Here is a 21,075-nt window from a genome sequence, read left to right as displayed (position 1 = left end):
TTGTACCCGACGATGTCGGTGCCCTGCTGGTACCCGATGCCCGGCCCGTAGCCCCAGATGTCGAACTCACTCACAACTGCTCCATTTCGGCGGATGTCACGACTGGCGTTCCGTCACTGAACGTATGGCCGGGCTCGACGGTCGGCGACCCGGAAGCATCCTTCGGGTAGGGGATGGTGCCTGTTCTGGTCGGGGGAAGCAGAACGCGCGAGCAGGCACTGACCGGCCGCGCTCGACAACCGTCCTCGTCCCTTCCGGCTGACGTCCGCGTACACGGCCCTGGACCTCGCCCGGGGTACGGCGGCCCGGTGCACCGGGGAACAGGCGGACCTGGTCACCCGCGCCGCCGACGGCAGCCCTGACATCTGCATCCGCTGCTACCGAGGCCCCAAAGGCGAATGCACCGTCTGCGGACGGATCCGCCATGGCGGCGCCGTCAGCCAGCGCGGCGGCCGCCTTCCACTGTCGTTCCTGCTGGCCCCGGCCCATCCGCGAATGCAGCAGCTGCCACATTCACGCCCACACCCACACCCTCTGGCCCCTTGGCCCGGTCTGCCGCGCATGCCACAGCCTGCGCCGCAAAACCCCACGGCCCTGCGGCTCCTGCGACCACCAAAGGGTGATGGTCGGCACGGGTCCCGACGGCTCCGGGCTGTGTGCCAGCTGCTGCGGAGACACCGGGCGGTGCCCCGCTTGCCGGGAGCCGGCCGATCTTCTGGGCGGCGGCCAGTGCGCCCGCTGCACCCTCGCCGACCGGGTCCACGATCTCTTCACCGGCGACCACGGTGCGATTCCCGCCCAACTGACGGCGCTGGCCGGCGTCCTCACCGGCGCCAAGAACCCCTACCCCGTATTGTCCTGGCTCCACCGCAGCCAGGCCGCCCGCCTTCTGGCCCACCTCGCAGGGAGTGACAGCCCCCTCTCCCCCGAAGTGCTCGACAATCTGCCTCAGAATGCCCCGACCCGCCACGTCCGAGGTCTGCTGATCACCGCGGGGGTCCTCGGCGCCACGAACACCTGGCTCACCTCGAACACTGGACCACCCACACCATGCCCGCGCTCCTCGCGCCTCACCACACCCCGGTGATCAGACCCTTTGCCGAATGGCAAGTCCTGCGTGACGCCCGCCGCCGCACCACCCGTAACCGCTACTCCGTCGGCGCCGCCAAAGCCGACGTCACCGAGATCCGGACCGCCATCGGCTTCCTGACCTGGCTCGACTCCCACCAGACAAGCCTCGCCGACGCCGATCAGCCCCTCTTCGAACGATGGATGACTGAACACCACACCCACGTACGGAAACTGACCCGCTTCATCCGATGGACCACGGCACGAGGCCTCAACACCACACTGGCGACCCCGAAACGTCCCCGCCAGTTTGCGGGCAGCTTCCTGGCCGAACACGACTACACCCACCACCTACGCCGCTGCCTGACCGACGGCACGCTGCCACGCGAAGTACGGATCATGGGCGTCCTCGTCCTCCTCTATGCCCTGCCTCTCAGCCGGATCTCGGAGCTCACGACCACCCAGTTCCGGCGTACGCCGGAAGGAGCGTTCCTTACGCTGGGCCGCCACCCCGTGCTCGCCCACCCCGCCTCGCCCTCCTGATCGAGGAACAGATGGAAGACCCTGGAACCGGATACTTCCGCCGCCAGCTCGACGACGGGACGCACTACCTGCTGCCCGGCCAGGCGCCGGGCCGCGCCCGCAACCCCCTCGGCGCCAGCGCCCTCCTGCGCTCACACGGCCTCCCCGTTCTCAGCGCACGCAATACCGCAATGATCGAAGCCGTCACCGACCTACCGCCGATCATCGTCGCCGACCTGTTCGGCCTGCACCCCAGCACTGCCAACCGCTGGGCCAGCTACGCCAACGAGGACCCACTACCTGGCGGCCCGTGACCGACAGCCTCCCGCGCCTTCGTGACCACGGCACTCAGCGAATGCGGTCCAGGGCGTTGCTGAGCGGACGTCAGGAGTTGCGTCGGGCTACCAGGCCGGATTCGTAGGCGAGGATCACGAGCTGGGCGCGGTCGCGGGCATGGAGCTTGGTCATGGCCCGGTTGACGTGGGTTTTCGCGGTCAGCGGGCTGATCACCATGCGGTCCGCGATCTCGTCGTTGGACAGGCCCTGTGCGACCAGTACGACCGCTTCACGTTCGCGGCTGGTCAGTTCTTCCAGTGCCGGCTCCGTGGTGCTGGGGAGTGGTTGGCTGACGTAGCGGTTGATGAGCTTGCGGGTGATCGAGGGGGCGAGGAGGGCGTCGCCGCGCGCGGCGACGCGTACAGCGTGCAGGAAGTCCTCCGGCTCGATGTCCTTGACGAGGAATCCGGCGGCCCCGGCGGACAGGGCGTTGAAGACGTATTCGTCCAGGCCGTAATTGGTGAGGATGACGACGTGCACCCCGGTCAACGCCGGATCTGCTGCGATGCGCCGGGTCGCTTCGATGCCGTCGAGGACCGGCATCTGGATGTCGATGAGTGCGATGTCGGGCACGAGCTCTCTGGCGAGCTCCAGGCCCTCCTGCCCGTTGGCGGCCTCGGCCACGACCTCGATGTCGTCTTCGAGGTCGAGGAACGCGCGGAATCCGCTACGGATGAGCGGCTGGTCGTCGACCAGCAGGACACGGATCACGAGGCACGCTCCACGGGGAGTTCGGCCTGGACAGTGAAGCCACCCTCGTCACGCGGTGCTGCCCGAAGGCGACCGCCGAGGACAGTGACGCGTTCGCGCATCCCGAGCAGTCCCATTCCTGGCACGGGGACGGCGTCTGGTGTGGCCTTGCCGTCGTCATCGACCTGGAGGGCGACAGCGTCCGGGCGGTAGTCAATGTGGACCGATGCCGTGGTGGCGTCCGCGTGACGGGCGATGTTGGTGAGGGACTCCTGGACGATCCGGTAGAGCGTACGACCCACCGCGGCCGGCACGTCGTGCTGCCGACCCTGGATCGTCAGGGTCGCCCGCACACCGGTCTTCCCGGCCCGCTCCACCAGTTCGGGGATGTGATCGAGACCGTGCGGCGGGGTGGTGTCGTCGTCGCGCAGGGCCTCCAGGGTGGCGCGGAGCTCCCGGGACGCCTCCCGGCCGGCCTCCCGGATGGCCAGCAGGGCCTCCGGGACCTCTGAGCCGCGCTTGCGGGCCACATGGACGGCGGCTTCGGACTGCACCTTGATGACCGAGATCTGGTGGGTGAGCGAATCGTGCAGCTCCCGCGCGATGTGCAGCCGCTCCTCGTCGGCCCGGCGCCGCGCGGTCTCCTCCCGGGTGCGTTCGGCTTCGTCTGCCCGCTGCTCGGCCTGCCGGAGCGCTTCACCGGCAGCTGCGGCGGCGATGAGCCAGGCGATCTGGAGGGCGCCGCGGGCCTGCGCGAACGCCTCGCCCGTGTCGTGCAAGCCCGAGGCCAGGGCCGCAAGGGGAAGCGCGGCCAGCACAGCCACGCTCACCGCCACCGTGACGATGCGGTGTCCCGCCCGCATAGCCGCGTACACCGCGAAGAGGAACGCGACGGCAGCCACGTCGAACCCTGCCGCCTGATAGCCCACCGCACACACCCCGGTGACGGCGAGGACGGCAACCGGAGCCCGGCGGCCCGCGGCCAGCGCCAGGCCGCCGACCACCAACAGCACGTAGCCGAGCAGGCCGACGCCCGTGGCGGAGTGCTGCCCCGACAGCCCGGTGACCAGCAGCGCCGCCGCCACCCCCACGGCGATCAGCCAGTCCCTGACACCGGCCCGTACGCGGAACCGTCGATTGCTCATGTGCGCACGGTAACCCGGGGCCGCCGTGGGCGAATCCCGCTCGCGAACGAGCACCCGACTACCACGCCCGCAGTAGCTCCGCAGGACCTGCCGCATCCGTGGTAGCGCGAAGTGCCTGCGCCTGCTGGACGACCTGCCAGGGCCCAGCCGACATGCTCGAACCACATCCAGTCCTGGGAAGAGAAGGAGCACCTCTGATGTCCGCTCGTCGACTGTTCGCCGCCTCCGCGACCGCCCTGCTCGCAGGCCTCGCTCTTGCCACACCAGCGGCAGCGCACACCTCGGTCCAGCCTGTGGCCGCCGGCGTCACCGACTTCAGCCTCGGCAGGCTCGGAGCCACCACCGGCGGGCTACTGGGGCTGGCCGCCGTGGTCATCGCCGTGCTGGCGCTGACCCGGCCCGCCGGTCGCCTCGGCATTGCCAACGGGTCGCTCGGAGCAACGGCGGCCATAGTGGCGGGGCTGATCGCCATGGCTCTCGGCGGGCTGGTCGCGGCCACCGCTGATGGTGGACTCGGCACCGGCAACGGGCTCGGCGGCGCATACGTGGCCCTGCTGCTCGGTCTGATCGGCACTGCCCTGGGCGGGCGGGCTCTGACCCGCTCCCGCCGCACCAGTTGACCGCCCGGATCCGTGTTCGCGGCGGTCACGCCCTGCGGGCCGTTACCACGCGACGCACCCCGTAGGCAGCGGCGCCGGCGGCCAGCACCGCGGCGCCGGAAAACACCGAAGAGGCCGGGAGGGCGAAGGCGAGGACGAGGCAGCCGGCCAGCCCGACGACCGGAATGATCCGCGCCGGTCGGCCCTCGTCCGGGGAGAGAGTCCAGGCGGAGGCATTGGCGATGGCGTAGTAAGCGAGCACCTCGAAGGAGGAGAAGCCGATCGTCATGTGCACGTCGGTGGTCGCGGCGAGCACGGCGACGACCGCGCCGACCACGAGTTCGGCGCGGTGCGGCACCTGGAACCTCGGGTGTACGGCGGCCAGGGCGTGCGGGAGGTGGTGGTCGCGGGCCATCGCCAGGGTCGTGCGCGAGACCCCGAGGATCAGGGCGAGGAGCGAGCCGAGTGCGGCCGCCGCGGCGCCCACCCGTACGACCGGCGCCAGCCAGTCCGCGCCTGCGGCCCGTGCGGCATCCGACAGCGGGGCGGTAGCGTCCGCCAGCCCCTGCGGGCTCAGCACGAGCAGGACGGCGACGGCGACGGCCGTGTAGACGACCAGCGCGATGCCGAGCGCGAGCGGGATGGCCCGCGGGATGGTGCGGGCGGGGTCGCGGACCTCCTCGCCGAGGGTGGCGATGCGGGCGTAGCCGGCGAAGGCGAAGAAGAGCAGCCCCGCCGCCTGGAGCACCCCGCCGAAGGTCGCGTCGTCACCGATGCCGAGCCGGGCAGTGTCCGCGTCGCCGGATGTGACAGCGGCGACCACGACTGCGGCCAGCACGGCCAGGACCACAGCGACGATGACACGGGTGAGCCAGGCGGACTTCTGCACCCCGGCGTAATTGACGGCGGTCAGCGCCACCACGGCCGCGACCGCGATGGCGTGAGCCTGGCCGGGCCACACGTAGGAGCCGACGGTCAGCGCCATGGCCGCGCAGGAGGCGGTCTTGCCGACCACGAACGCCCATCCGGCGAGGTAGCCCCAGAACTCGCCCAGTCTCTCCCGCCCGTAGACGTAGGTACCGCCGGAGGCGGGATACCGGCCGGCGAGGCGTGCCGAGGACGTTGCGTTGCAGTACGCCACCACTGCGGCCAGCGCCAAGCCGAGCAGCAGGCCCGACCCGGCGGCACCCGCCGCCGGAGCCAGGGCCGCGAAGATCCCCGCCCCGATCATCGAACCCAGGCCGATCACCACGGCGTCGAACACACCCAGGTGCCGCTTCAACTCGTCCGTGCCCGCAGGCCCCGACACCGCGCCCATCACTCGCTCCCCGACCACAATCCGGCAGATGTACCGGCGCACCGTATAGGAACAAGGTGACGAGACGGGGACCGCACCCGGCCGGGCAGAGACGGCAACGTGCTACCCCCGGCCTGGAGGAATAGCGCAGCCAACGAATACCGCCCCTCCACCAGTGCGGGGGCGGCGTCGAGCCGGCCGAGTACGAGACCTGGTTGACCGCCGCCCAGCTGCGCCCGCTTCCCGGTGTCGACCTGCGCGGCATCCCCGCCCGCCCGCGCACCCGCACTACTTCGACGCCGGCCCGGTGGTCGTGGCGGCTCGACGCCCGCGACCACGGCCGGCCCGCCACGGTGCACGCGGAGGGGTGCCCGAACGCCTAGGAGCGGACTCACCCGCTGGGCACGATGCAAGCGCTCGACGTCCTCGCGCGGCCCGGCACCACGGCCTGCACGGTGTGCGACGCAGCCGAGGCCCTCCTGCCGATCCTCGCCCACGGCCGGAACGATGTGCCCGACCCCGGCGACTGATCAGGTCAGACGGGCGGTGATGCCGTGAAGTCGTGGCGCCCGTTAGCCGCGGCCGTCGCCACGCCAGTCCAGAACAGCACCGCGTCTCCGAGCGCGGCCAGGCAGCCGCCGACAGGCGCTCTTACGTTCTCCCGGAACCGGCCGATGATGTTGCCTGCCGGGCTGTAGCTGCAGACGACTAACGCCTGGTGCGTCTCCTCGCCCTCCACGTGTCCCGAGGCTCGGCCACAGCCGAGCCGGTGATGTCCTTCCACACCACCTGCGTGAAGGAGCTGGTGTCGGGCGAATACACGGACGGTTCTACCGAATCCCAACCAGGCTCTGTGAGGTAGGGGGTCAGGGGAGGCGGAGGCTGTCGAGGAACCGCTCGTACGTCGCCTTCAGCGCCTTCTCATTCGCCTCGGGCCCGAGGGCCAGGGCCTGAACGAGGCGGGCGTCGTCGGCGGTGATGAGGATGAAACCGGCCAGCCGCTCACCATCTGCGACGGAGGCCAGATCCGCTTCGATGGCAGGACGGCCCTCGAACACCACCTTCCGCACATTGCTGGTGTCCATGGGCTCGGCGGTGGCCTGCATGTACGACTCGGCGAAGCCCTTGAGAAGGTCCTCGAGCGAGTATTGGTCGCCCGGCATGTCGTGCACGGTGAAGCCCACCGTGCCGTCCGGGGTGTCCACGCTGTACATGCGCGCGTCCACGTTCTTGCCCTCGATGGAAACGTTCTGCTTCCGCACGGAGGCTTTCCCGGGAAGCTCGGCGGTGATGCCACTGGGCGGATCGGTGGTCTCCACCCAGTCCACAGCGGGCGAAGCAACCAGAGCCGTGACGTGCAGGGGCCCGGTGGCGGCGAGCGCGGTAGCGGAAGCCGGGACACCTCCCGCGATCAGCCCTACGGACGCCAAAAGGATCACCAGGCGCTGTGTCCGAGAACGGCGGCTCATATAGATCACTTCCCCTGACGTGGACGCTGATCGGACCGGACTCCGGCTCCCGAGCCCCCTCCCAGCGTCTGTCCCGATCACCGTGGATGCACCTTGTGCGGTGGCGCCCCGCCTCCGTCGGTGTACGCCTTGTTCCCGTATAGCTAGGGCCAGGGGGCGTGTAGCGCGGGGTGACTCTTGGGCTGTGCAGGTCGGGCTGGATGGCCTCGGCGGTCTCGCCGTCCGCGGCGGCGGAGCACGGTGTGCCGCATGTCGCCGGTGATCACGGGCGGTCGGCCGCCGTGCGACAGATCGACCTGGACGAGGACGACGACGGAGGCGGGCAGGACTAAGGGTGGCCGACCAAGGCGGGGATGAGTTTGCGGGCCCCGTCTTAGAATGGACTACGGCGGTCAGGCGCCCGCAACCAACATGCCGAGGGCCGTGCGCTGGTGGGTGACCGAGCGGCCTGTGCGCCTCGTCGTCGCCATGCCTGCTGATCTGAGAGCCGCCGCGTGCGCCGAGGCCGTCGGGTTGCTGACGTGGAGGGCGCAGGCGAGGGATGTCGTGGTGTGAGGCTCCGCGAGGAGGCGCAGGGCGTCCAGCCGGGTCCGGCCCATGACGGCGGCCAGGGCCTCGGCGGGGTCGACCGGGCATTCTGAGCGGGAGCCCGGGACCGGCTGGGTACGTCAGGACTGCGGGACCGCCTGGGGTGTCCTGAACAAGCGGGCCCGCGGGGTGGTGGAAGGTGGGCAGCAGCACAAGGCCGCGCCCATCGAGGCAGACGTCGCGGTCCGGCGCTGCACCGGACCAGTGCCACACACCGTCGTGAAGCCGGTTTCCCGGGGCCAGGCCGGTCAGCGCGGCGGCCACGCCGTGCTCGGCGACCGCCAGGGCGTAGCGGGTGAACTCCTCACGGTGCAGATCCTGTACGACGGACCAGACCGGGGCAAGGACCGTCTCATACGCGGCCTGCTGAGCGCGGCGCAGGGCGTGCCAGGCTGTCTCGTCGCCCGCGTGCAGGCCGCGGATCCAGCGAGGGGCGGGCGCCGCCCCGTAGACCCGTTCCAGCTCGGAGCGGACGAGGCCGGGGCTGGTGGCGCGGATCTGTTCGAAGCCGTCGGCCATGGTGTCGCCGAGGACATCGAGGAAGGAGGGCGGGCGGCCCGCCGGAGCCAGGCCGGCGAGGGGGTCAGTCGTGGCCGGGAGGGAGCGCAGGATGCGGCCGCGCCACGGTGCGAACAGTGGCCCACCACGCCGGGTCACGGCGGTCGTCAGGGCGGCGTGCAGCTCCTGGAGCGGCGCCGGGCGGGGAGCGAACCGGGTATGGGCGAAGTCCTTCGCAGTGAAGTGGACTCGCAGCATTCTCACAGCTCCTCATCCCGGACCAGCCTTTCGGTCAGGCCCTGAAACCTTCGCGGCATGACGGCCTGCGCTCAAGGATGTTCGTATGACTTCCCGACGCACTCTTCTCAAGGGCACCCTATTCGGGAGTGCCGCCGCCCTGCTGCCCACGCCTGCGTCCGCCTCCGGCGGCGGCTCGGTCCTCCGGCTGCCCGAGCCCGCCGGCCCGTATCCGGTAGGCATGCAGACGGTCCATCTGACGGATCCGGCCCGTATCGACCCGTGGGTGGGTGGCGTGCGAGAAGTGATGCTGACCGTCCTGTACCCGGCCCGATCGGTACGCGGACTTTTTGGGGCGCCGCAGCTCACCCCGGTCGAGGCGTCTGTGTTCGGCGAGTACGCGCCGGGGCGCCACCCGGGGCTGCCGAAGCCGGGAGTGGTGGACTGGAGCGCGGTCCTTACCCACGGGTATGTGGGCGCGCCGTCGCTGCCGGGGCGGTGGCCGGTGCTGGTGTACTCCCCGGGCGGGGGTGATTCCCGCACGCTCGGCACGACGCTCGCCGAGGACCTGGCGAGTCATGGCCGGGTGGTCGTCCTTGTCGACCACCCCGGTGACGCCTCTCAGGTGGAGCTGCCGACCGGGTTGCGCACGACAGTGCTGGCCGGAGAGCCGGACCCCGCCACCTTCCGCACGATGGTGGAAACTCGGATCGCGGACCTCCGCCTAATCCTGGACCAGCTCGGCGACCTTCCGCTCGCACCGGTCATGGATCTCTGCCGTATCGGGCTGTACGGGCACTCCGCAGGCGGCACGGCCGTGGTGTACGCGGCCCTCCGCGACCGCAGGGTCGGCGCGGTGGCGAACCTGGAGGGCTATCTCGACCTGTACCCGAAGCCGGTCGTCCTGGACCGGCCCCTGTTGCTGTTCCGCACCGACGGATTCGAGGGTGCCGCCCGTATCGAGTCCTCCTGGGCGGGCCTTCCCGGCCGCCGAGTGCTGCTCGCCGACGCGAACCACTGGACGTTCACCGACTACGGCTCCCTCGTCCCGCAGCTCCAGACCGCTGGCCTCGTGACGGCGGCGGCGCGAGCCGCGCTCATCGGCACCAGCGATCCAGCGAAGACACTCGCCGAGGCACGGGCCCGGGTGGGGGCCTTCTTCGCCCGTCGCCTGTTGTAGCGGAACTACGAGGAGGCGGCGGCCGGTGCCCTGCTGTGGCCGCGTGGTGTCGGCCGATGAACCCGTGCCCCACCAGAGGCGGGATCTGCGCGCGAACCTGGCGGCCTGTCGCAGGAACACCTTGGTTGGCTCCGGCCGCTTCGGGCCGCTATCGATCGCAAGGGCCTCACGAACGACGCGACCGCCAGCAAGGTGTACGTGTCCAAAGGGTCGCTGTCGAAGACGTTGAACGGCAGGACCGTTCCGGATCAGGAGCGGATCTACGCCATCCTCGATGCGATCGAAGCTCCACCTCGCTTACGACGGACCGTCATCAAGAACTACCTGGCGGCCGCCGTCGCCACCACGGCAACGATCATCGCCGCCGTAATGGGCGTCAGGGCGATACCCGCAGAGGCACCGGAAATCTGTCACCTGTCGCCGCTCTGCGGCCAGAGCAACACGCCAGCCCCGCCCTGGGTGCTCCCCATGTCCACCACGCAAGCCGTCACGACGTGTGAGACCCAAGCCCTCGTTGGCCACTCGCCCGGAGGCCGCCAGTCACCAGCCCCCTCAGCCAGGGCACCCGGTTGATCGTGGAGTGCGTGAACGGAGCGCCAAACGACAGGAACGGCTACGTCCACGTCGTCCAAGCACTGCCCGAAGAGATCCACCTCAGGGAAGTCTGGGTTCTCAAGGACGGCATCTGGGCAATGAGTTGCCCCGTGGAGTGATGGCGACGGGCTACTCGGTCAGGCCACGCCGTGATCGTGTGCTCAGGGCCACCAGCGAGGTGGCCGCCAACCCGTGGACCTCGATCGCGGGCTCAACATCGGATACCGGCCGTAGAAGCGGGCTCCGGCAGGCAGACTGGCTGCCGTGACGACATTGCACAAGGGCGCCAACCTGCCTGTCGAAGCCACCTCCGTGCGGGCCGTGCTCGGCTGGGCGGCCGGGCCCGGTGTGCCGGACGTAGACGCGTCCGCACTGCTGCTGACGGCGGCCGGACGGGTCCGCTCCGACGACGACTTCGTCTTCTACAACCAGCCGCGTCACGCGTCCGGAGCCGTGCGGCACCTCGGCAAGCAGCCCGGCACCGACACCATCGGAGTCGACCTGGGATCGCTGGAGCCCGGCATCGAGCGCGTCGTGCTGTGCGCGTCCGCCGACGCCGGCACCTTCGGCCAGGTCCCCGGGCTGCACCTGCGGCTGCTGGACGCGGTGTCCGGGGCCGATCTGGCCCGCTTCGACATGGAGGCCGGGCCGGAGACGGCCTTCCTGAGCGGCGAGCTCTACCTCCGGGCGGGCGCTTGGAGGTTCCGGGCCGTCGGCCAGGGGTACGCGAGCGGTCTGGCCGGTCTGGCGCGGGACTTCGGCATCACGGTGGACGACGGGCCGCCGCCCGACGCCCCGGTGGTTCCTTCCCCGGCGGTCCCCGCGCCGGTCGTCTGGCCCGACCCGGCCCTGCCCGCGCCGGAACCGCCGCCGGCCCCGACGGTACGGATGGCCAAGGGCGAGGAACAGCTGCCGCCCGACGTGCGCGAACTCCTCTCCCTGCGTAAGCAGCAGGTTGCGGTCAGCCTGCGCAAGCAGGGTGTCACCACCCTGAGCGCCCGCGTCGTCCTCGTTCTCGACGCCTCCGGTTCGATGGCGGGCCACTACACCCGCGGCACCGTCGCTGGCGTCGCCGAGCGGATGGCCGCCGTCGCTGCACAGCTCGACGACGACGGGCAGATGCAGGCCTGGACCTTCGCCACGAACCCGGCCCGCCTGCCCGACCTGGAGATCGGCGAGCTGCCTGCATGGCTGCGCCTGCACGTACGCGTCGGCCAGATCGGGCTGTTCGGGCGCCGGAAACCGCCCAAGGGGCTGGTCGCCGGTCAGATCGACATGCGCGCAGTCGGCATCGGCAACGAGGAGCAGAAGGTCATCGCGCAGGTGCGCGCCTTCGTACGGAACCACCCGGTGCCCGCCCCGACGCTGGTGCTCTTCTTCTCCGACGGCGGCGTGTACCGCAACGCCGAGATCGAGCGGGAGCTGCGGGAGGCCGTCGAGGAGCCGCTCTTCTGGCAGTTCATCGGCCTGGGCCGGGCCCAGTACGGGGTGCTGGAGTACTTCGACACCCTGCCCGGACGGCAGGTCGACAACGTCGGCTTCTTCGCGGTCGACGACATCGCGCGGCTCTCCGACCCCGAGCTGTACGACCGGCTGCTGTCGGAGTTCCCGTCCTGGGTACGGGCCGCCCGCGCGGCCGGCATCCTGCGCTGACGGAACGCGGCCGGCACGCGTCCTTCAGGAGAATCCTCATGTCCAGAACCGAGCCCGCCACCGGTCACCGCCCGACTCCCGCGGTGGATCCGCGCCGCCCAGACCTCACCTGCGCCCTGACGGGCCTGGCCGGTTCGGTCAGCGTCTGGGCCCCGTCGACGGCAGCGACGTACCGGTCGAAACGTGGTCTCCCCGTTCGGGGCGAGCGGCATCCTGTGGCTCGGCCTGCTCACCTACCGACGCCGCGCCCTCCAGTAGCCCCAAACTGGAAAGGGCCCGCCCACCACCGTCTGGGGCTCCCTGTCCGGCCCGAGCCGGACGGGGAGCGGGTCTTCAACTCCGCGGTCGGACGGGCTCGTGTCGCCCGTCCGGTCACCGCGCCGAAGGCGACTGAGCGACACGGCGGCGGACCTCGCGCAGGCCGGGGCGCAGCGCGCGCACGACCGTGCGCAGCCTGTCCAGGGTATTCGCGGGCTGCGGACCCAGGCCGTCGAGCCGCACGGGACGCAGTACGGCCAGGGCCGTCCCACCGCCGGCCGCCGCATGACCCCCTGGACGACGTGGTGCTCAGACTTCTCGCCAGGGGCTGGAACCCGACGGGAGGAAAGCTGAGTCTGGCCTCGCCGGCCAGAGGGAACTTGACCTGGCTCCGTGCGTGGCTGAGGGTTGGGCCGGTCGGCCCGGAGTGGGTCTCGCCCCACCACCGCGAGGGAAGAGGTCTTTCGTGCCTGCACGCAGCCGGTCCGTGTTGGTCCGCCCAGACCCACGTCGCCTCCTGGTGGCTGCTGTCCCCGCAGTTCTCATGGCGCTCACGCAAGGTCTCACCAGCGAGGGCCAGGTGCTGCCGAGACCGGTCTGGCTGGCCGTCGGGGCCGCGTTCGTTGTCTTCGTCTTCGCCCTGCACTGGCTTCTCGCCGTCTCGATAGCGGACGGATACGTCGCTGTGCGCCGGGGCCTCACGCCACGGCGGCTACCGCTGGCCGACCTCGACAGCGTCGAGGTGCAGGAGGCGGGGCGCCTCGGGTATGGGATCCACTGCCGTCAGGCCGGCCAACCGGAGCTCAAGGTCCCGCTGAACATGATGCGGCCGAGTGACCAACGAACTTCGCCCCCGTCCACGGATGCCCAGCGCCGGCGGCGGTGAAGTGCTCGGCGACCAGGCGGGCGGCGTCGAGGCGCAGAGGGACGGTCCGGCCGACGGGGCGCAGTCGGCCGTCGTGGACGTGGCGGCCGAGGACGAGGAGCTGTGGGCGGGTCAGGGTGCCGGTGATCGCGCCGACGATCGCCTCAGTGGTGTCCCGCCTCCGGATCTTCGTCCATCCCCGGTAGCCGGGCAGGTAGCGGCCGTTCAGGCTTGATCAGGATCCCCTCCACCCCGGAGACGTCCGCCCAGGTCTCCAGCCATTCGCGCGCCTTGGCCAGGTCCGTCGTCTGCGGGACGAGTGTCCAGGGGGCCGTCAGGGCGTGGTCGGTGAACAGGTTCTCCAGCAGGACGCGCCGCTCGGCGTACGGGCGGGGCGAGGAGCTCCTGGCCGTCCTGCTGCAAGAGGTCGAAGGCGACGAAGTAGGCCGGCCACCTCGCGGCGAGGGTCCGGGCCGTGCTCGTACCCAGCGCGGTGGTCCTGCTGCAGAAGCAACGATTTACCGTCCCCCTGGTCTCGTTCAGGATTGCGGGTGCCGAGTACCGGGGCGTGCTGATCTGCCGTGCGATCACTGGCTGGTGCCGGCTTCGGGGAAGTCGACGACTGCCAGCACGAGCGGTAGCTCATCGGTGCGGGACTGTGCCTCGGGCAGCCTTCCCTGCAGGAAGGTGCCACTCAGGTAGTCGTCGGTGGTCACCCAGGTGGTGAAGGGGATCTGGCCCAGGTAGGTGAAGCGGTCGATGACGTAGGGGACGGCGTCGGCCTCCAGCAGCGACGGGTCGTCCATCAGCTGGAAGTGCAGGTGAGGGGCATTGGAGTTGCCGGTGTTGCCCAGATCCGCGATCTTCTGACCCTTCTTGACCGTGTCCCCAGGCTTGACCAGCAGACTTCCCTTGACCAGATGTGCGTACATGGCCCAGACACCACCGCCGAGGTCCTGGATGATGTTGTTGCCGTCCACGTTCTGGACGGTGATCTTCGGACCGAGAACCGGGTCGTTGGCGGGCAGGATGCCGGGGGTACCCGCCTCGACCGTGTCGAGCGTCGAACTCACGGTGCCGTCGGCGACCGCGTACACCGCCTCGCCGTAGCTTGCGTAGCTCTCGTTCTTCGTCTTGTCGCCGCTGTAGAACTTGCCGTCGTCGGTGAGTTTCATCCAGTCGATGGCGAAGCGCTGGGAGTTGGCCAGTTTGCCGTTCAGAGAGTTGAGCGCGATGCGGTGCGACCCGCCGGTGCCGCAGCAGCTGTTCAGGGCGACCCAGTCGTCCCCCTTGAGCGGGGGTGTGATGATCCGCGGCTTGCCGGAGGAGATGTTGTACGGCGCGGCGAGGTAGTTGACCGGGCTCGGCTTGGTGGCCGGGGGAACGGCCTGCCCGGTGAGGAACAGCCGGTGCATGACCTCGGCGGGCGCCTGGTCCAGCGAGTCGAAGGTCAGGTCCACCATCAGGGCTCGGGACTGGCCGGGAGGCATGACGGTGTCGGTCGCGTTCGACGAGGGCAATGTCCGCAGCAGATTGCAGGCTCCGTACTCGCATTCGGGATTCACCAGTTGGCGGCTGGAGAGGGTGGCGAGAACAGTGTCAGGTCGTTTGGCGTCGACCACCTGCACCTTGGTGAGCGTGGCCGGCAGCCGTGAGGCGTTGGTCAGCTGCAAGTCGTAGGAGACGTGGTACTTCTGGTCGCTGCCCAGCCAGGGGAACGTCGGATCGCTGATCGGTGTAACGACCACGGGGCTGAAGCTGTCCGGCACGGTCACAGCGGCCCGAACGCCGGCCGGAGGGACCCGCCCGCTATAGCCCGAGGACGCTCCTACTGCGGACGCGCCTCCCGCGACAAGCAGCCCCGCGACCAGCGTCGCGGACAGCGCCATCGGGCTCGTCCGCCGCCAGCCCGGAAGCCACCGCTTCCGTCGTCCTGACTGGCGCGCTGCTCGCGAGGCCAAATGCCGGGTAATCCCGTTCGAGTCCGGACGGGAGCGCTGGATCTTCATCACTTCACCTCACATGGCCAGGTGTCCTGATACACGCCGCGAAGCGGCAGATTGCTGTACGGCGGGCTGGACGAAGGCTTGGTGTCAGCAGGGCGCCGACGTCATCGAACAGTTGAGCGTGCGCAAACTCCCCCGAACCGGATCCCCGGACCGGCCGTGAGTCCCGGCCCTGCTGGGACAGCACGCTCCTGGCCCGGACCGTGCGTGCTCCTGCCTCCCGGCTCGCCCCGGCAGCCTGGCTCAGGGTCCGGCGCAGCAGCGCTGTCGGCTCCGTGCCCGGCGCGGGATGCGGACTGGCGGGCTGGTGGGTGCTGTCGACGAGGTCGAGGAGGCGCAGTGGCTGTGGCTGCCATCCGTAGGTGAAGAACGCGATGCGCCAACGGTGGAGGCGGCCGGCGAGGGTCACGAGGCCGTGGAGGCCGGTGACGTCGCAGAACGTGAGCCCGTGCATGTCGCAGACCACCACGTCAACGTCGAGAAGGCTCTCAAGAGCTGCCGTGATGTCGCCGAGAGTCGTTCGCGTGTCCAGATCGAGTTCGCCCGCCAAAGCCACGTGCATCGTGGGCCCGAATCGCTGCACCATGATCTGGAAAACGTCGTCCATGGGTCTCACCTCACCCAGACGGCTTGCGGTCTGCGCGCCTGCCCCCGGGGGCAGGCGCCCTCCACACCGATGGTCGCTCTGGCCGTGGAGTGCTCGCAAGACCGCTCGGCCGCAGCCAGCACGGCGGGGGCACGCCGGAGAGAGGGGTTGGCCGGGCGGGCCAGGGCAGATGGGCCGTATCCGGCTCGGGGAAGGCTGCGGTCCGCTGGGATTTCGAGGCTGCTCGGGTGCGGGCAGCGCCGGTCAGGGGGCGGGAGTGGTCTCGGGGCCGGGGCTGCTGGCTTCGTGCAGGACTTCCTCCGGTGTGAGTGCCCGGCGGACGAGGCGGTCGGCAACGCTGGTGGGGCGATGGTGGTGGTGGTGGGCGGCGTAGGCGTGCAGGTAGCGGGCGGCCTCGTGGGGGGTGATGCCAGCGGTGGCGGCGAGCATGCCGCGGGCGGTGTCCACCACCGCTTTGCCCGACAGCACGGCCTGAGTGCGGCTGATCACATCAGTCGGGCGCAGCGGCTCTCGGTCCAGGTCAGGACCGCGGCGGTGGCCGCATCGGTGAGGACCGTACGGCACGGGCCGTCACCGAGGGTGTACTGGGCTTCGGCGAGACGACCGGCCACGGTGCCGCTCGACCACCACAGCATCCGCACATCCGGATCGTCCCCTCCGAGCGACATCGAGGCCCCGGTGATATCCATGAGGTCCACACACGCCCGGCACAACGCCGCGGGAGCATCCACGGACGTCGTCTCCCGGGCGGCACCGGAAAAAGGATCCCGCACTCCCGCGCCATCACGCGGAGCCCAGGAGCCGGCACCCTCGGCTGCAGGGGGCCAGGACTCGGGATCATCGGGAGTAAGAGGGTCCACGGACATCACCTCCACCTCTGGCGCAACCTCGGCGAGGCCGCGGAGCGGTGCATCTCCCGCCACCGCTCGTGCCTGCGTGCGCCCCCTACCGAGGCGGCCCCGGAGAAGGCAGAAGTCCAGGCCCCGGCAGGCGGCGGGGCGCCATGGCTTCACTGGGCATCGGTTCGCCGACCGCACCCGCGCCAAGCACGCCACCGTCCACGCGATGCCGGCCGCTGGCCATGGCCGACGCTCGATCCAGCGTCAGCTCGGCATGACCTATCGCACCGCCCAGCGGCTGGCCGACGCCGTGATGCCGGAAGACCTGTTCCAGGGGCAGTGGCAGAACCGGAAGACCAAGCTCGATGACTTCAAGCCGTACCTGAACGAACGGTGGGCCGAAGGCTGTACGAACGCCTGGACCCTCTGGGAAGAGATCAAGACCCACGCCTACCGCGGCGGCTACGGAGCCGTCCGCGCCTACCTGCGACCGTTCCGCACCATTCCGACCGCCCCGGCTGCCCGTCCACCGTCGCCGCGGACCGTCGCCGGGTGGATCCTGACCCACCCCGACACCCTGCTGGAGAACGATCGACTCAGGCTGAAGTCAGTGCTCACACATTGCCCTGAGCTGGACGCGCTCACCGGTCACGTCCGCGCGTTCGGAAGGATGATCACCGAACTCCAAGGCGACCGGCTCGCGCAGTGGATCGAAGCGGTCCGCGCCGACGATTTGCCGAGTCTCCACACGTTCGTCAACGGCCTGGAACGAGACCTTGCCGCTGTTACCGCCGGCCTGACCCTGCCCTGGAGCTCGGGCGTCGTCGAGGGCCACGTCAACCGGATCAAGATGCCGAAACGACAGATGTACGGCCGGGTCGGTTTTGGCCTGCTACGGAAGCGAGTCCTGCTGGCCTGACCGCAGTTCTGAGCGGCGCAGGATCCAGTGCCAGCTTCCTCCTGCATGAGGCGACGCGCCGCCCGACCCATGCGGTCACGGCGTCGCGATCTGCCGCGATCGCGTGAAGCTCACGTGCCTTCTCCTGGGCTTCGACCATCCACGGGGCCAGCGGGTCGTCTCGAAGGACTCGCTCGAAGTGATTGCGGGCCGTATCCGGATCACCGACCAGGGCGGTCGCGATCCCGGCGTCGAAATCGTCCCAGAGGAATCCCCGGCGCACCGGCCTGGACGCCAGGTATCGGGCGACATCCGGCAGAGCTGGGAACTTCTCCCTCAGCGCGGTCACGCTCGCAGCAGCCTGACGGCTGAGTTCGAGTGCCAGCGGCGTGAACCGGTCCTCTGTGCGGAACAGCTCGGAACCGACCTGGACAGCGTCCACGTGGAAGGCCAGGTGGTCCACGTCGTGCCACAGCCACATCGCACCGACGTGCAGACCGCTGCCGGCAGTACGTGGCGGGGTGAACTCCACGACTCCCAGCCACCACCCGTGATCATCGATCCACAGCCGCGACCGCCCACGCTGGGCCAGGCCGAGCGGCTTCAGGGACTCCCGCGCCGCCGAGGTGATGATCCGGGGAACCGGACTGCGATCTGCCATGACCGTATTATCGACCGTCCTACCGACACCCCGTCGGTACTGAGCGTCACCAGTCCACAGAAGTTGACTCTGTCGCTATTTCGGTGGTTTGCAGTTTCTTGATCAAGTTGACAGCAGGATGCGGCGTCGGAGTAGTTCGAAGTTGGCGCGGCCGTACATCTGTCTCTTCAGCAGCTTGATCCTGGTGACGTTTCCTTCGACTGCTCCGGATGTGTAGGTCGTGGTGAGGGCGGCCTGGACGACCGCGCGGTCGCGTCGCATGCCGTTGGCCAGGGTTCGGAGTTCGCCGAGCAGGGCGGCGTGGGCGAGGACCGGCGGGGTCAGAAGGCTGGCGGCGGCTTCGCGGGCGGCCGGGTCGCGGTGGTGCCTGCGGTGCGTGGCCAGGGCGTGGGCGAGCCAGGCGTCGACGTCGGCCTGGACGTACCCGTCCTCGCGCCGGGTGAGCTCGTCGCCTTCGGCTGGCTCGGCCTGGTCCAGGGTGCCGAGGTCGCGCAGCACCTGGAGGTGGTTGGCGCGGGCCGCGATCCGGACGGCTTCGCGCAGCTCGGCCTCCCGGGCGGCGGCGGCCGCGGCGTCGGCGGCGAGCTCGGCCTGGACGACGTCGTCGGCGTCCGGGTCGTACACGGCGCCCGGACCGGCAGCGTCGAGCAGCTGGGCGATGCGCTCCCACTCCGCAAGCTCCGCCGGGCCACGGAGGTCGTCGGCCAGGTCCTCGTACCAGGACGCCTGCCGCGCGTCGAACCGAGCCTCCTCGAGAGCCGTCGCGACAGCGCCAGCATCCATCCCCATCGCCTCGCGCCGTACAACACGGCGGCCGATCCGGGCCGGGTCAACCGGCTCGCGGGGCGCAACGCGCCGTACGGGCGCAGTTGTAGGCTCGCCGGGTCCTGGCCCGACGAGTCCGTCCATGGCAGGCAGATCGCGTTGGAGGAACTCCTCTGCGCCTACTGCCCTCATGGCTCACACGTTCGCGCCCGAATCCGACACTGAAGGGGGATCTGCCGATGGCACCGTCCACCATGACCCGAACCCGCGCCCTGCGCATGGCCGGCACCGCTCTCACATGCGCCGTGGCCGCTGGATCGCTGGCCGGCTGCAGCTCCGGCAACGCGACGAGCACAGCATCGTCCACGCCTTCCGTGTCAGCGTCCAAGCCGCCTCCCAGCGATCCCGGCCAGGCCGCGAAGGACAAGGTCTTGGCCGCCTACACCAACACGCGCGAGATACAGATCAAGATGGCCGCAGACGGAAAGGTGCACACCGAGGACCTGGCGAAGTTCGCCAAGGGGGACGCAGCAGCCGACCTGAAGGGATCCGCCCTGCTCAATACGTCGGAAAACATCAAGTACACCGGCCGGCCGGAGATGAGCCCGACGGTTACATCCGTCGACACCAAGAACAAGACCGCCACGCTCTCCGACTGCTTCAACACAACCAACTGGAAGCCCGTCGACAAGGACTCCGGAAAGCCCGTTCAGCTGGCTGATCAGCGTCTGAAATACCCGGTCAGGTCCCAGGCCACGTTGGAGGGCGACACATGGCTCATCACTGAGATCACCGCAGACCAGACGAAGGGCTGCTGACCCGAGCTGTCCGCGCGCTGAGCACCACCGCTGGCGGCGCCATGTTCCAAGCCGGTCCGGCCTACGCCGATCCCCCGTGTTCTGACGTGGACGTTTGCATCGGCGTCGGAACCCAGGCGTTCGGACTGGCGCAGTCGGCCGATGCCCTGGCGGCGAACGTGTGCAGCTCCGCCCGTGCGGTCGCGGCGTCGCGGGGAAGGCCGGTGAGCTCGGCGGCGTCGGCCACTGCGCCGACCAGCCGCGCCGCCGCGGGCCGGGCCGGATGCGATGTCGACCGGGCGCAGTTGCACGCGGTCGGCAAGGGCCAGCTCTCTCGTGTCGCCAGACTCCGGGCGCAGCCGGCCTGAGTTCTGCGGCCGGCCTTGATGTACGACCTCTTCCCCTCGGCTATCGCGTGGGTAAGAGGTGTCGTTTTCCGATGGGGGCTTGCCCACAGCATCTGACCTGCCCGAATGCAAGATCACCGGACTCGGAGGGTCCCACCCCCGGTCGCACCTTCGGTCCCCCGCCTCATGCAACCATGCAGACAACCCTCCAGCCGCCCTCCGGTGCAACCCTCCAGCGGGTCGGAGTGCGCGGCCTCCCCGGTCGGTGTGCCGAGACACGTTAGATGTCACCTGGACACGTGTGTTGTCACCGCGTGATTGCGTAGGCCACGGCGAGGAAGAGTGCATTCGCCTGCTGAACCGCTGTCCGCTCAGTCGTCAAAGTGGAGTTCAGGTCGGGTCCAGAGGGTGAGGTCGCTGCAGGTGGCGACCACCAGAGTCAGGCCGGAGGGAGAGAACCCGGCTGCGCGGAGTTCTGAGTACTCGGAGTGGAAGATGTGCCACCACGTCCCTCCCGCCGGGCCTTTGTGGGACCCGCCGTCGGCGGAGAGGATGACGCGGTCGTGGGGCCACTCGGGGCTGACTACGTCCAGGGTCCAGCTGTCTGGAGTGGTGCTGTGCAGGCCACCGCCGAAGAGCCCGGCGATACGTACCGGCGTGCCCTCGATCGGGCCGAGCCCGGGGCAGGTGAGATCCGGCGACGCGTCCGGAGTGCTGGTGTCGGGGTCTGGGTCCCGATCGCGGGCGACCTTCTCGCCGGTGACCGCATCAAAGCGTCCATGGCCGTCGCTGGACACCGCCCGGACGCTGGGCAAGCCCTCCGTGGCGGGGGCTTGCCCAGCAAAACCCGTGACCGGTCGGCGGACCGGTCGTGACCGATCCGCTACCGCGATCGGTCAAACAGCACGTCAGCGCCATGACCGATCCATGCAACTCCCGCCCAAGGCGGTGACCGGTCATCGGTCACCCGGCATCGGTCAGCCGGGCCCTGGCCGTGACCGATTCCGCCCCGCCGACGAGTCCCGGCCGGGTGGGCAAGCCGTGTTCCGCGGGGCTTGCCCAGGCTCCCCTTAGGCTTGCCCAGCAAGCTGCACGGTTCTCCAGACACTCGGAGATGCCTCATCTGGGCGGGCCTTTAGAGTGGCGGCAGTCAAAA

General features: G+C 69.9%; 22 protein-coding genes and 2 pseudogenes. 11 read left to right on the top strand and 13 right to left on the bottom strand.

Features of this window, described 5'->3' with window-relative positions; translation table 11 throughout:
* Window positions 1–622 precede the first annotated feature (622 nt).
* Genes E6U81_RS41400 through E6U81_RS41390 form a run of 3 tightly spaced genes read left to right on the top strand, consistent with a single transcriptional unit; the run spans window position 623 to window position 1,904 of the window.
* Entirely contained in the window at window positions 623–1,087 is a 465-nt protein-coding gene (locus tag E6U81_RS41400) for a hypothetical protein (RefSeq protein WP_240804161.1), read from the top strand.
* On the top strand, window positions 1,084–1,611 hold the full coding sequence (locus E6U81_RS41395) for a hypothetical protein (protein ID WP_240804160.1): 528 nt from the start codon (window positions 1,084–1,086) through the stop codon (window positions 1,609–1,611). Before E6U81_RS41400 ends, E6U81_RS41395 begins: the two co-directional genes overlap by 4 nt.
* A gap of 11 nt (window positions 1,612–1,622) precedes the next feature.
* A complete protein-coding gene (locus tag E6U81_RS41390; RefSeq protein WP_240804159.1) occupies window positions 1,623–1,904 on the top strand; it encodes a hypothetical protein in 282 nt (93 codons plus the stop codon).
* Window positions 1,905–1,974: 70 nt separating this feature from the next.
* On the opposite strand, the gene E6U81_RS33385 is transcribed toward E6U81_RS41390, so the two are convergent.
* Together E6U81_RS33385 and E6U81_RS33380 are read right to left on the bottom strand one after the other, a co-directional pair.
* Window positions 1,975–2,637, bottom strand: coding sequence for a response regulator transcription factor (locus E6U81_RS33385; RefSeq protein ID WP_136233752.1), 663 nt, complete (start codon window positions 2,635–2,637; stop codon window positions 1,975–1,977).
* Complete coding sequence (locus tag E6U81_RS33380) at window positions 2,634–3,761, bottom strand: histidine kinase (RefSeq protein ID WP_136233751.1); 1,128 nt, start codon at window positions 3,759–3,761, stop codon at window positions 2,634–2,636. Before E6U81_RS33380 ends, E6U81_RS33385 begins: the two co-directional genes overlap by 4 nt.
* 197 nt (window positions 3,762–3,958) lie before the next feature.
* On the opposite strand from E6U81_RS33380, the gene E6U81_RS33375 reads away from it, so the two are divergent.
* Window positions 3,959–4,381 carry a DUF6223 family protein gene (locus E6U81_RS33375; RefSeq protein WP_136233750.1) on the top strand — a complete coding sequence of 141 codons (423 nt, stop codon included), beginning with the start codon at window positions 3,959–3,961 and terminating at the stop codon, window positions 4,379–4,381.
* A gap of 25 nt (window positions 4,382–4,406) precedes the next feature.
* Here the strand turns inward: E6U81_RS33375 and E6U81_RS33370 are convergent, their stop codons facing one another.
* Window positions 4,407–5,678, bottom strand: a complete 1,272-nt coding sequence (locus tag E6U81_RS33370) for an APC family permease (RefSeq protein WP_136233749.1) — start codon at window positions 5,676–5,678, stop codon at window positions 4,407–4,409.
* 194 nt (window positions 5,679–5,872) lie between these two features.
* Here E6U81_RS33370 and E6U81_RS40180 point away from each other — a divergent pair, with 194 nt between their 5' ends.
* Both E6U81_RS40180 and E6U81_RS41815 read left to right on the top strand, forming a co-directional pair.
* Window positions 5,873–6,040: a hypothetical protein gene (locus tag E6U81_RS40180; RefSeq protein ID WP_168714803.1), complete on the top strand. Its 168-nt coding sequence runs from the start codon at window positions 5,873–5,875 to the stop codon at window positions 6,038–6,040.
* 15 nt (window positions 6,041–6,055) lie between these two features.
* Window positions 6,056–6,187, top strand: coding sequence for a hypothetical protein (locus E6U81_RS41815; RefSeq protein WP_276615834.1), 132 nt, complete (start codon window positions 6,056–6,058; stop codon window positions 6,185–6,187).
* A gap of 5 nt (window positions 6,188–6,192) precedes the next feature.
* Here E6U81_RS41815 and E6U81_RS33365 read toward each other — a convergent pair whose 3' ends face one another.
* The 3 genes and pseudogenes from E6U81_RS33365 to E6U81_RS33350 all read right to left on the bottom strand — a co-directional run bounded on the left by E6U81_RS33365 (window position 6,193) and on the right by E6U81_RS33350 (window position 8,470).
* Window positions 6,193–6,396 (bottom strand): hypothetical protein, encoded by a 204-nt coding sequence (locus tag E6U81_RS33365; protein ID WP_136233748.1) that lies wholly within the window; start codon window positions 6,394–6,396, stop codon window positions 6,193–6,195.
* 127 nt (window positions 6,397–6,523) lie between these two features.
* Window positions 6,524–7,135 carry a hypothetical protein gene (locus E6U81_RS33360; RefSeq protein WP_136233747.1) on the bottom strand — a complete coding sequence of 204 codons (612 nt, stop codon included), beginning with the start codon at window positions 7,133–7,135 and terminating at the stop codon, window positions 6,524–6,526.
* A gap of 383 nt (window positions 7,136–7,518) precedes the next feature.
* Window positions 7,519–8,470, bottom strand: a pseudogene (locus E6U81_RS33350) (ArsR family transcriptional regulator).
* 85 nt (window positions 8,471–8,555) lie between these two features.
* On the opposite strand from E6U81_RS33350, the gene E6U81_RS33345 reads away from it, so the two are divergent.
* The 3 genes from E6U81_RS33345 (at window position 8,556) to E6U81_RS33325 (ending at window position 13,234) form a co-directional block, all read left to right on the top strand.
* Window positions 8,556–9,629 (top strand): acetylhydrolase, encoded by a 1,074-nt coding sequence (locus E6U81_RS33345; RefSeq protein ID WP_136233746.1) that lies wholly within the window; start codon window positions 8,556–8,558, stop codon window positions 9,627–9,629.
* An 858-nt stretch (window positions 9,630–10,487) separates the two neighbouring features.
* The gene (locus E6U81_RS33335; protein ID WP_136233745.1) at window positions 10,488–11,876 is read left to right on the top strand and encodes a VWA domain-containing protein; all 1,389 of its coding nucleotides are present in this window, start codon (window positions 10,488–10,490) and stop codon (window positions 11,874–11,876) included.
* A gap of 1,091 nt (window positions 11,877–12,967) precedes the next feature.
* Window positions 12,968–13,234 (top strand): hypothetical protein, encoded by a 267-nt coding sequence (locus E6U81_RS33325; protein ID WP_206310084.1) that lies wholly within the window; start codon window positions 12,968–12,970, stop codon window positions 13,232–13,234.
* A 352-nt stretch (window positions 13,235–13,586) separates the two neighbouring features.
* On the opposite strand, the gene E6U81_RS41810 is transcribed toward E6U81_RS33325, so the two are convergent.
* From E6U81_RS41810 to E6U81_RS40175, 4 genes are all read right to left on the bottom strand, one after another.
* The gene (locus tag E6U81_RS41810; RefSeq protein WP_206310083.1) at window positions 13,587–14,747 is read right to left on the bottom strand and encodes a M23 family metallopeptidase; all 1,161 of its coding nucleotides are present in this window, start codon (window positions 14,745–14,747) and stop codon (window positions 13,587–13,589) included.
* A 265-nt stretch (window positions 14,748–15,012) separates the two neighbouring features.
* Entirely contained in the window at window positions 15,013–15,612 is a 600-nt protein-coding gene (locus E6U81_RS33315) for an STAS domain-containing protein (RefSeq protein ID WP_136233741.1), read from the bottom strand.
* A 243-nt stretch (window positions 15,613–15,855) separates the two neighbouring features.
* Complete coding sequence (locus tag E6U81_RS33310) at window positions 15,856–16,101, bottom strand: ANTAR domain-containing protein (RefSeq protein WP_168714802.1); 246 nt, start codon at window positions 16,099–16,101, stop codon at window positions 15,856–15,858.
* Entirely contained in the window at window positions 16,098–16,301 is a 204-nt protein-coding gene (locus tag E6U81_RS40175; protein WP_168714801.1) for a hypothetical protein, read from the bottom strand. The genes E6U81_RS33310 and E6U81_RS40175 overlap by 4 nt, the downstream gene beginning before the upstream one ends.
* Window positions 16,302–16,725: 424 nt before the next feature.
* Between E6U81_RS40175 and E6U81_RS40170 the strand changes: the two genes are divergently transcribed.
* Window positions 16,726–17,370, top strand: a complete 645-nt coding sequence (locus E6U81_RS40170) for a transposase (RefSeq protein WP_168714800.1) — start codon at window positions 16,726–16,728, stop codon at window positions 17,368–17,370.
* On the opposite strand, the gene E6U81_RS33300 is transcribed toward E6U81_RS40170, so the two are convergent.
* Complete coding sequence (locus tag E6U81_RS33300; RefSeq protein ID WP_136233738.1) at window positions 17,297–18,010, bottom strand: hypothetical protein; 714 nt, start codon at window positions 18,008–18,010, stop codon at window positions 17,297–17,299. The two genes, E6U81_RS40170 and E6U81_RS33300, sit on opposite strands and share 74 nt — an antisense overlap.
* Window positions 18,011–18,112: 102 nt before the next feature.
* Window positions 18,113–18,793 carry a transposase gene (locus E6U81_RS41380; RefSeq protein ID WP_240804158.1) on the bottom strand — a complete coding sequence of 227 codons (681 nt, stop codon included), beginning with the start codon at window positions 18,791–18,793 and terminating at the stop codon, window positions 18,113–18,115.
* A 221-nt stretch (window positions 18,794–19,014) separates the two neighbouring features.
* Here E6U81_RS41380 and E6U81_RS33290 point away from each other — a divergent pair, with 221 nt between their 5' ends.
* A complete protein-coding gene (locus E6U81_RS33290; RefSeq protein ID WP_136233737.1) occupies window positions 19,015–19,593 on the top strand; it encodes a hypothetical protein in 579 nt (192 codons plus the stop codon).
* A 697-nt stretch (window positions 19,594–20,290) separates the two neighbouring features.
* Here the strand turns inward: E6U81_RS33290 and E6U81_RS33285 are convergent.
* Window positions 20,291–20,716, bottom strand: a pseudogene (locus E6U81_RS33285) (hypothetical protein); the annotation flags it as partial.
* Window positions 20,717–21,075 lie beyond the last annotated feature (359 nt).

Source organism: Streptomyces sp. A0592 (assembly GCF_004795115.1).
GTDB classification, from domain to species: Bacteria; Actinomycetota; Actinomycetes; order Streptomycetales; family Streptomycetaceae; genus Streptomyces; species Streptomyces erythrochromogenes.
This window is presented reverse-complemented; position numbering and strand designations above follow the sequence as displayed.

What these genes read in the sequence shown, in the direction of transcription:
- E6U81_RS33290 (WP_136233737.1), top strand. Translation starts at nt 19,015, where the DNA reads ATGGCACCGTCCACCATGACCCGAACCCGCGCCCTGCGCATGGCCGGC.
- E6U81_RS33345 (WP_136233746.1), top strand. Translation starts at nt 8,556, where the DNA reads ATGACTTCCCGACGCACTCTTCTCAAGGGCACCCTATTCGGGAGTGCC.
- E6U81_RS33375 (WP_136233750.1), top strand. Translation starts at nt 3,959, where the DNA reads ATGTCCGCTCGTCGACTGTTCGCCGCCTCCGCGACCGCCCTGCTCGCA.
- E6U81_RS41380 (WP_240804158.1), bottom strand. Translation starts at nt 18,793, where the DNA reads ATGGATGCTGGCGCTGTCGCGACGGCTCTCGAGGAGGCTCGGTTCGAC.
- E6U81_RS40175 (WP_168714801.1), bottom strand. Translation starts at nt 16,301, where the DNA reads ATGGATATCACCGGGGCCTCGATGTCGCTCGGAGGGGACGATCCGGAT.
- E6U81_RS41400 (WP_240804161.1), top strand. Translation starts at nt 623, where the DNA reads ATGGTCGGCACGGGTCCCGACGGCTCCGGGCTGTGTGCCAGCTGCTGC.
- E6U81_RS40170 (WP_168714800.1), top strand. Translation starts at nt 16,726, where the DNA reads ATGACCTATCGCACCGCCCAGCGGCTGGCCGACGCCGTGATGCCGGAA.
- E6U81_RS41390 (WP_240804159.1), top strand. Translation starts at nt 1,623, where the DNA reads ATGGAAGACCCTGGAACCGGATACTTCCGCCGCCAGCTCGACGACGGG.
- E6U81_RS33300 (WP_136233738.1), bottom strand. Translation starts at nt 18,010, where the DNA reads ATGGCAGATCGCAGTCCGGTTCCCCGGATCATCACCTCGGCGGCGCGG.
- E6U81_RS33380 (WP_136233751.1), bottom strand. Translation starts at nt 3,761, where the DNA reads ATGAGCAATCGACGGTTCCGCGTACGGGCCGGTGTCAGGGACTGGCTG.
- E6U81_RS33315 (WP_136233741.1), bottom strand. Translation starts at nt 15,612, where the DNA reads ATGGACGACGTTTTCCAGATCATGGTGCAGCGATTCGGGCCCACGATG.
- E6U81_RS33370 (WP_136233749.1), bottom strand. Translation starts at nt 5,678, where the DNA reads ATGGGCGCGGTGTCGGGGCCTGCGGGCACGGACGAGTTGAAGCGGCAC.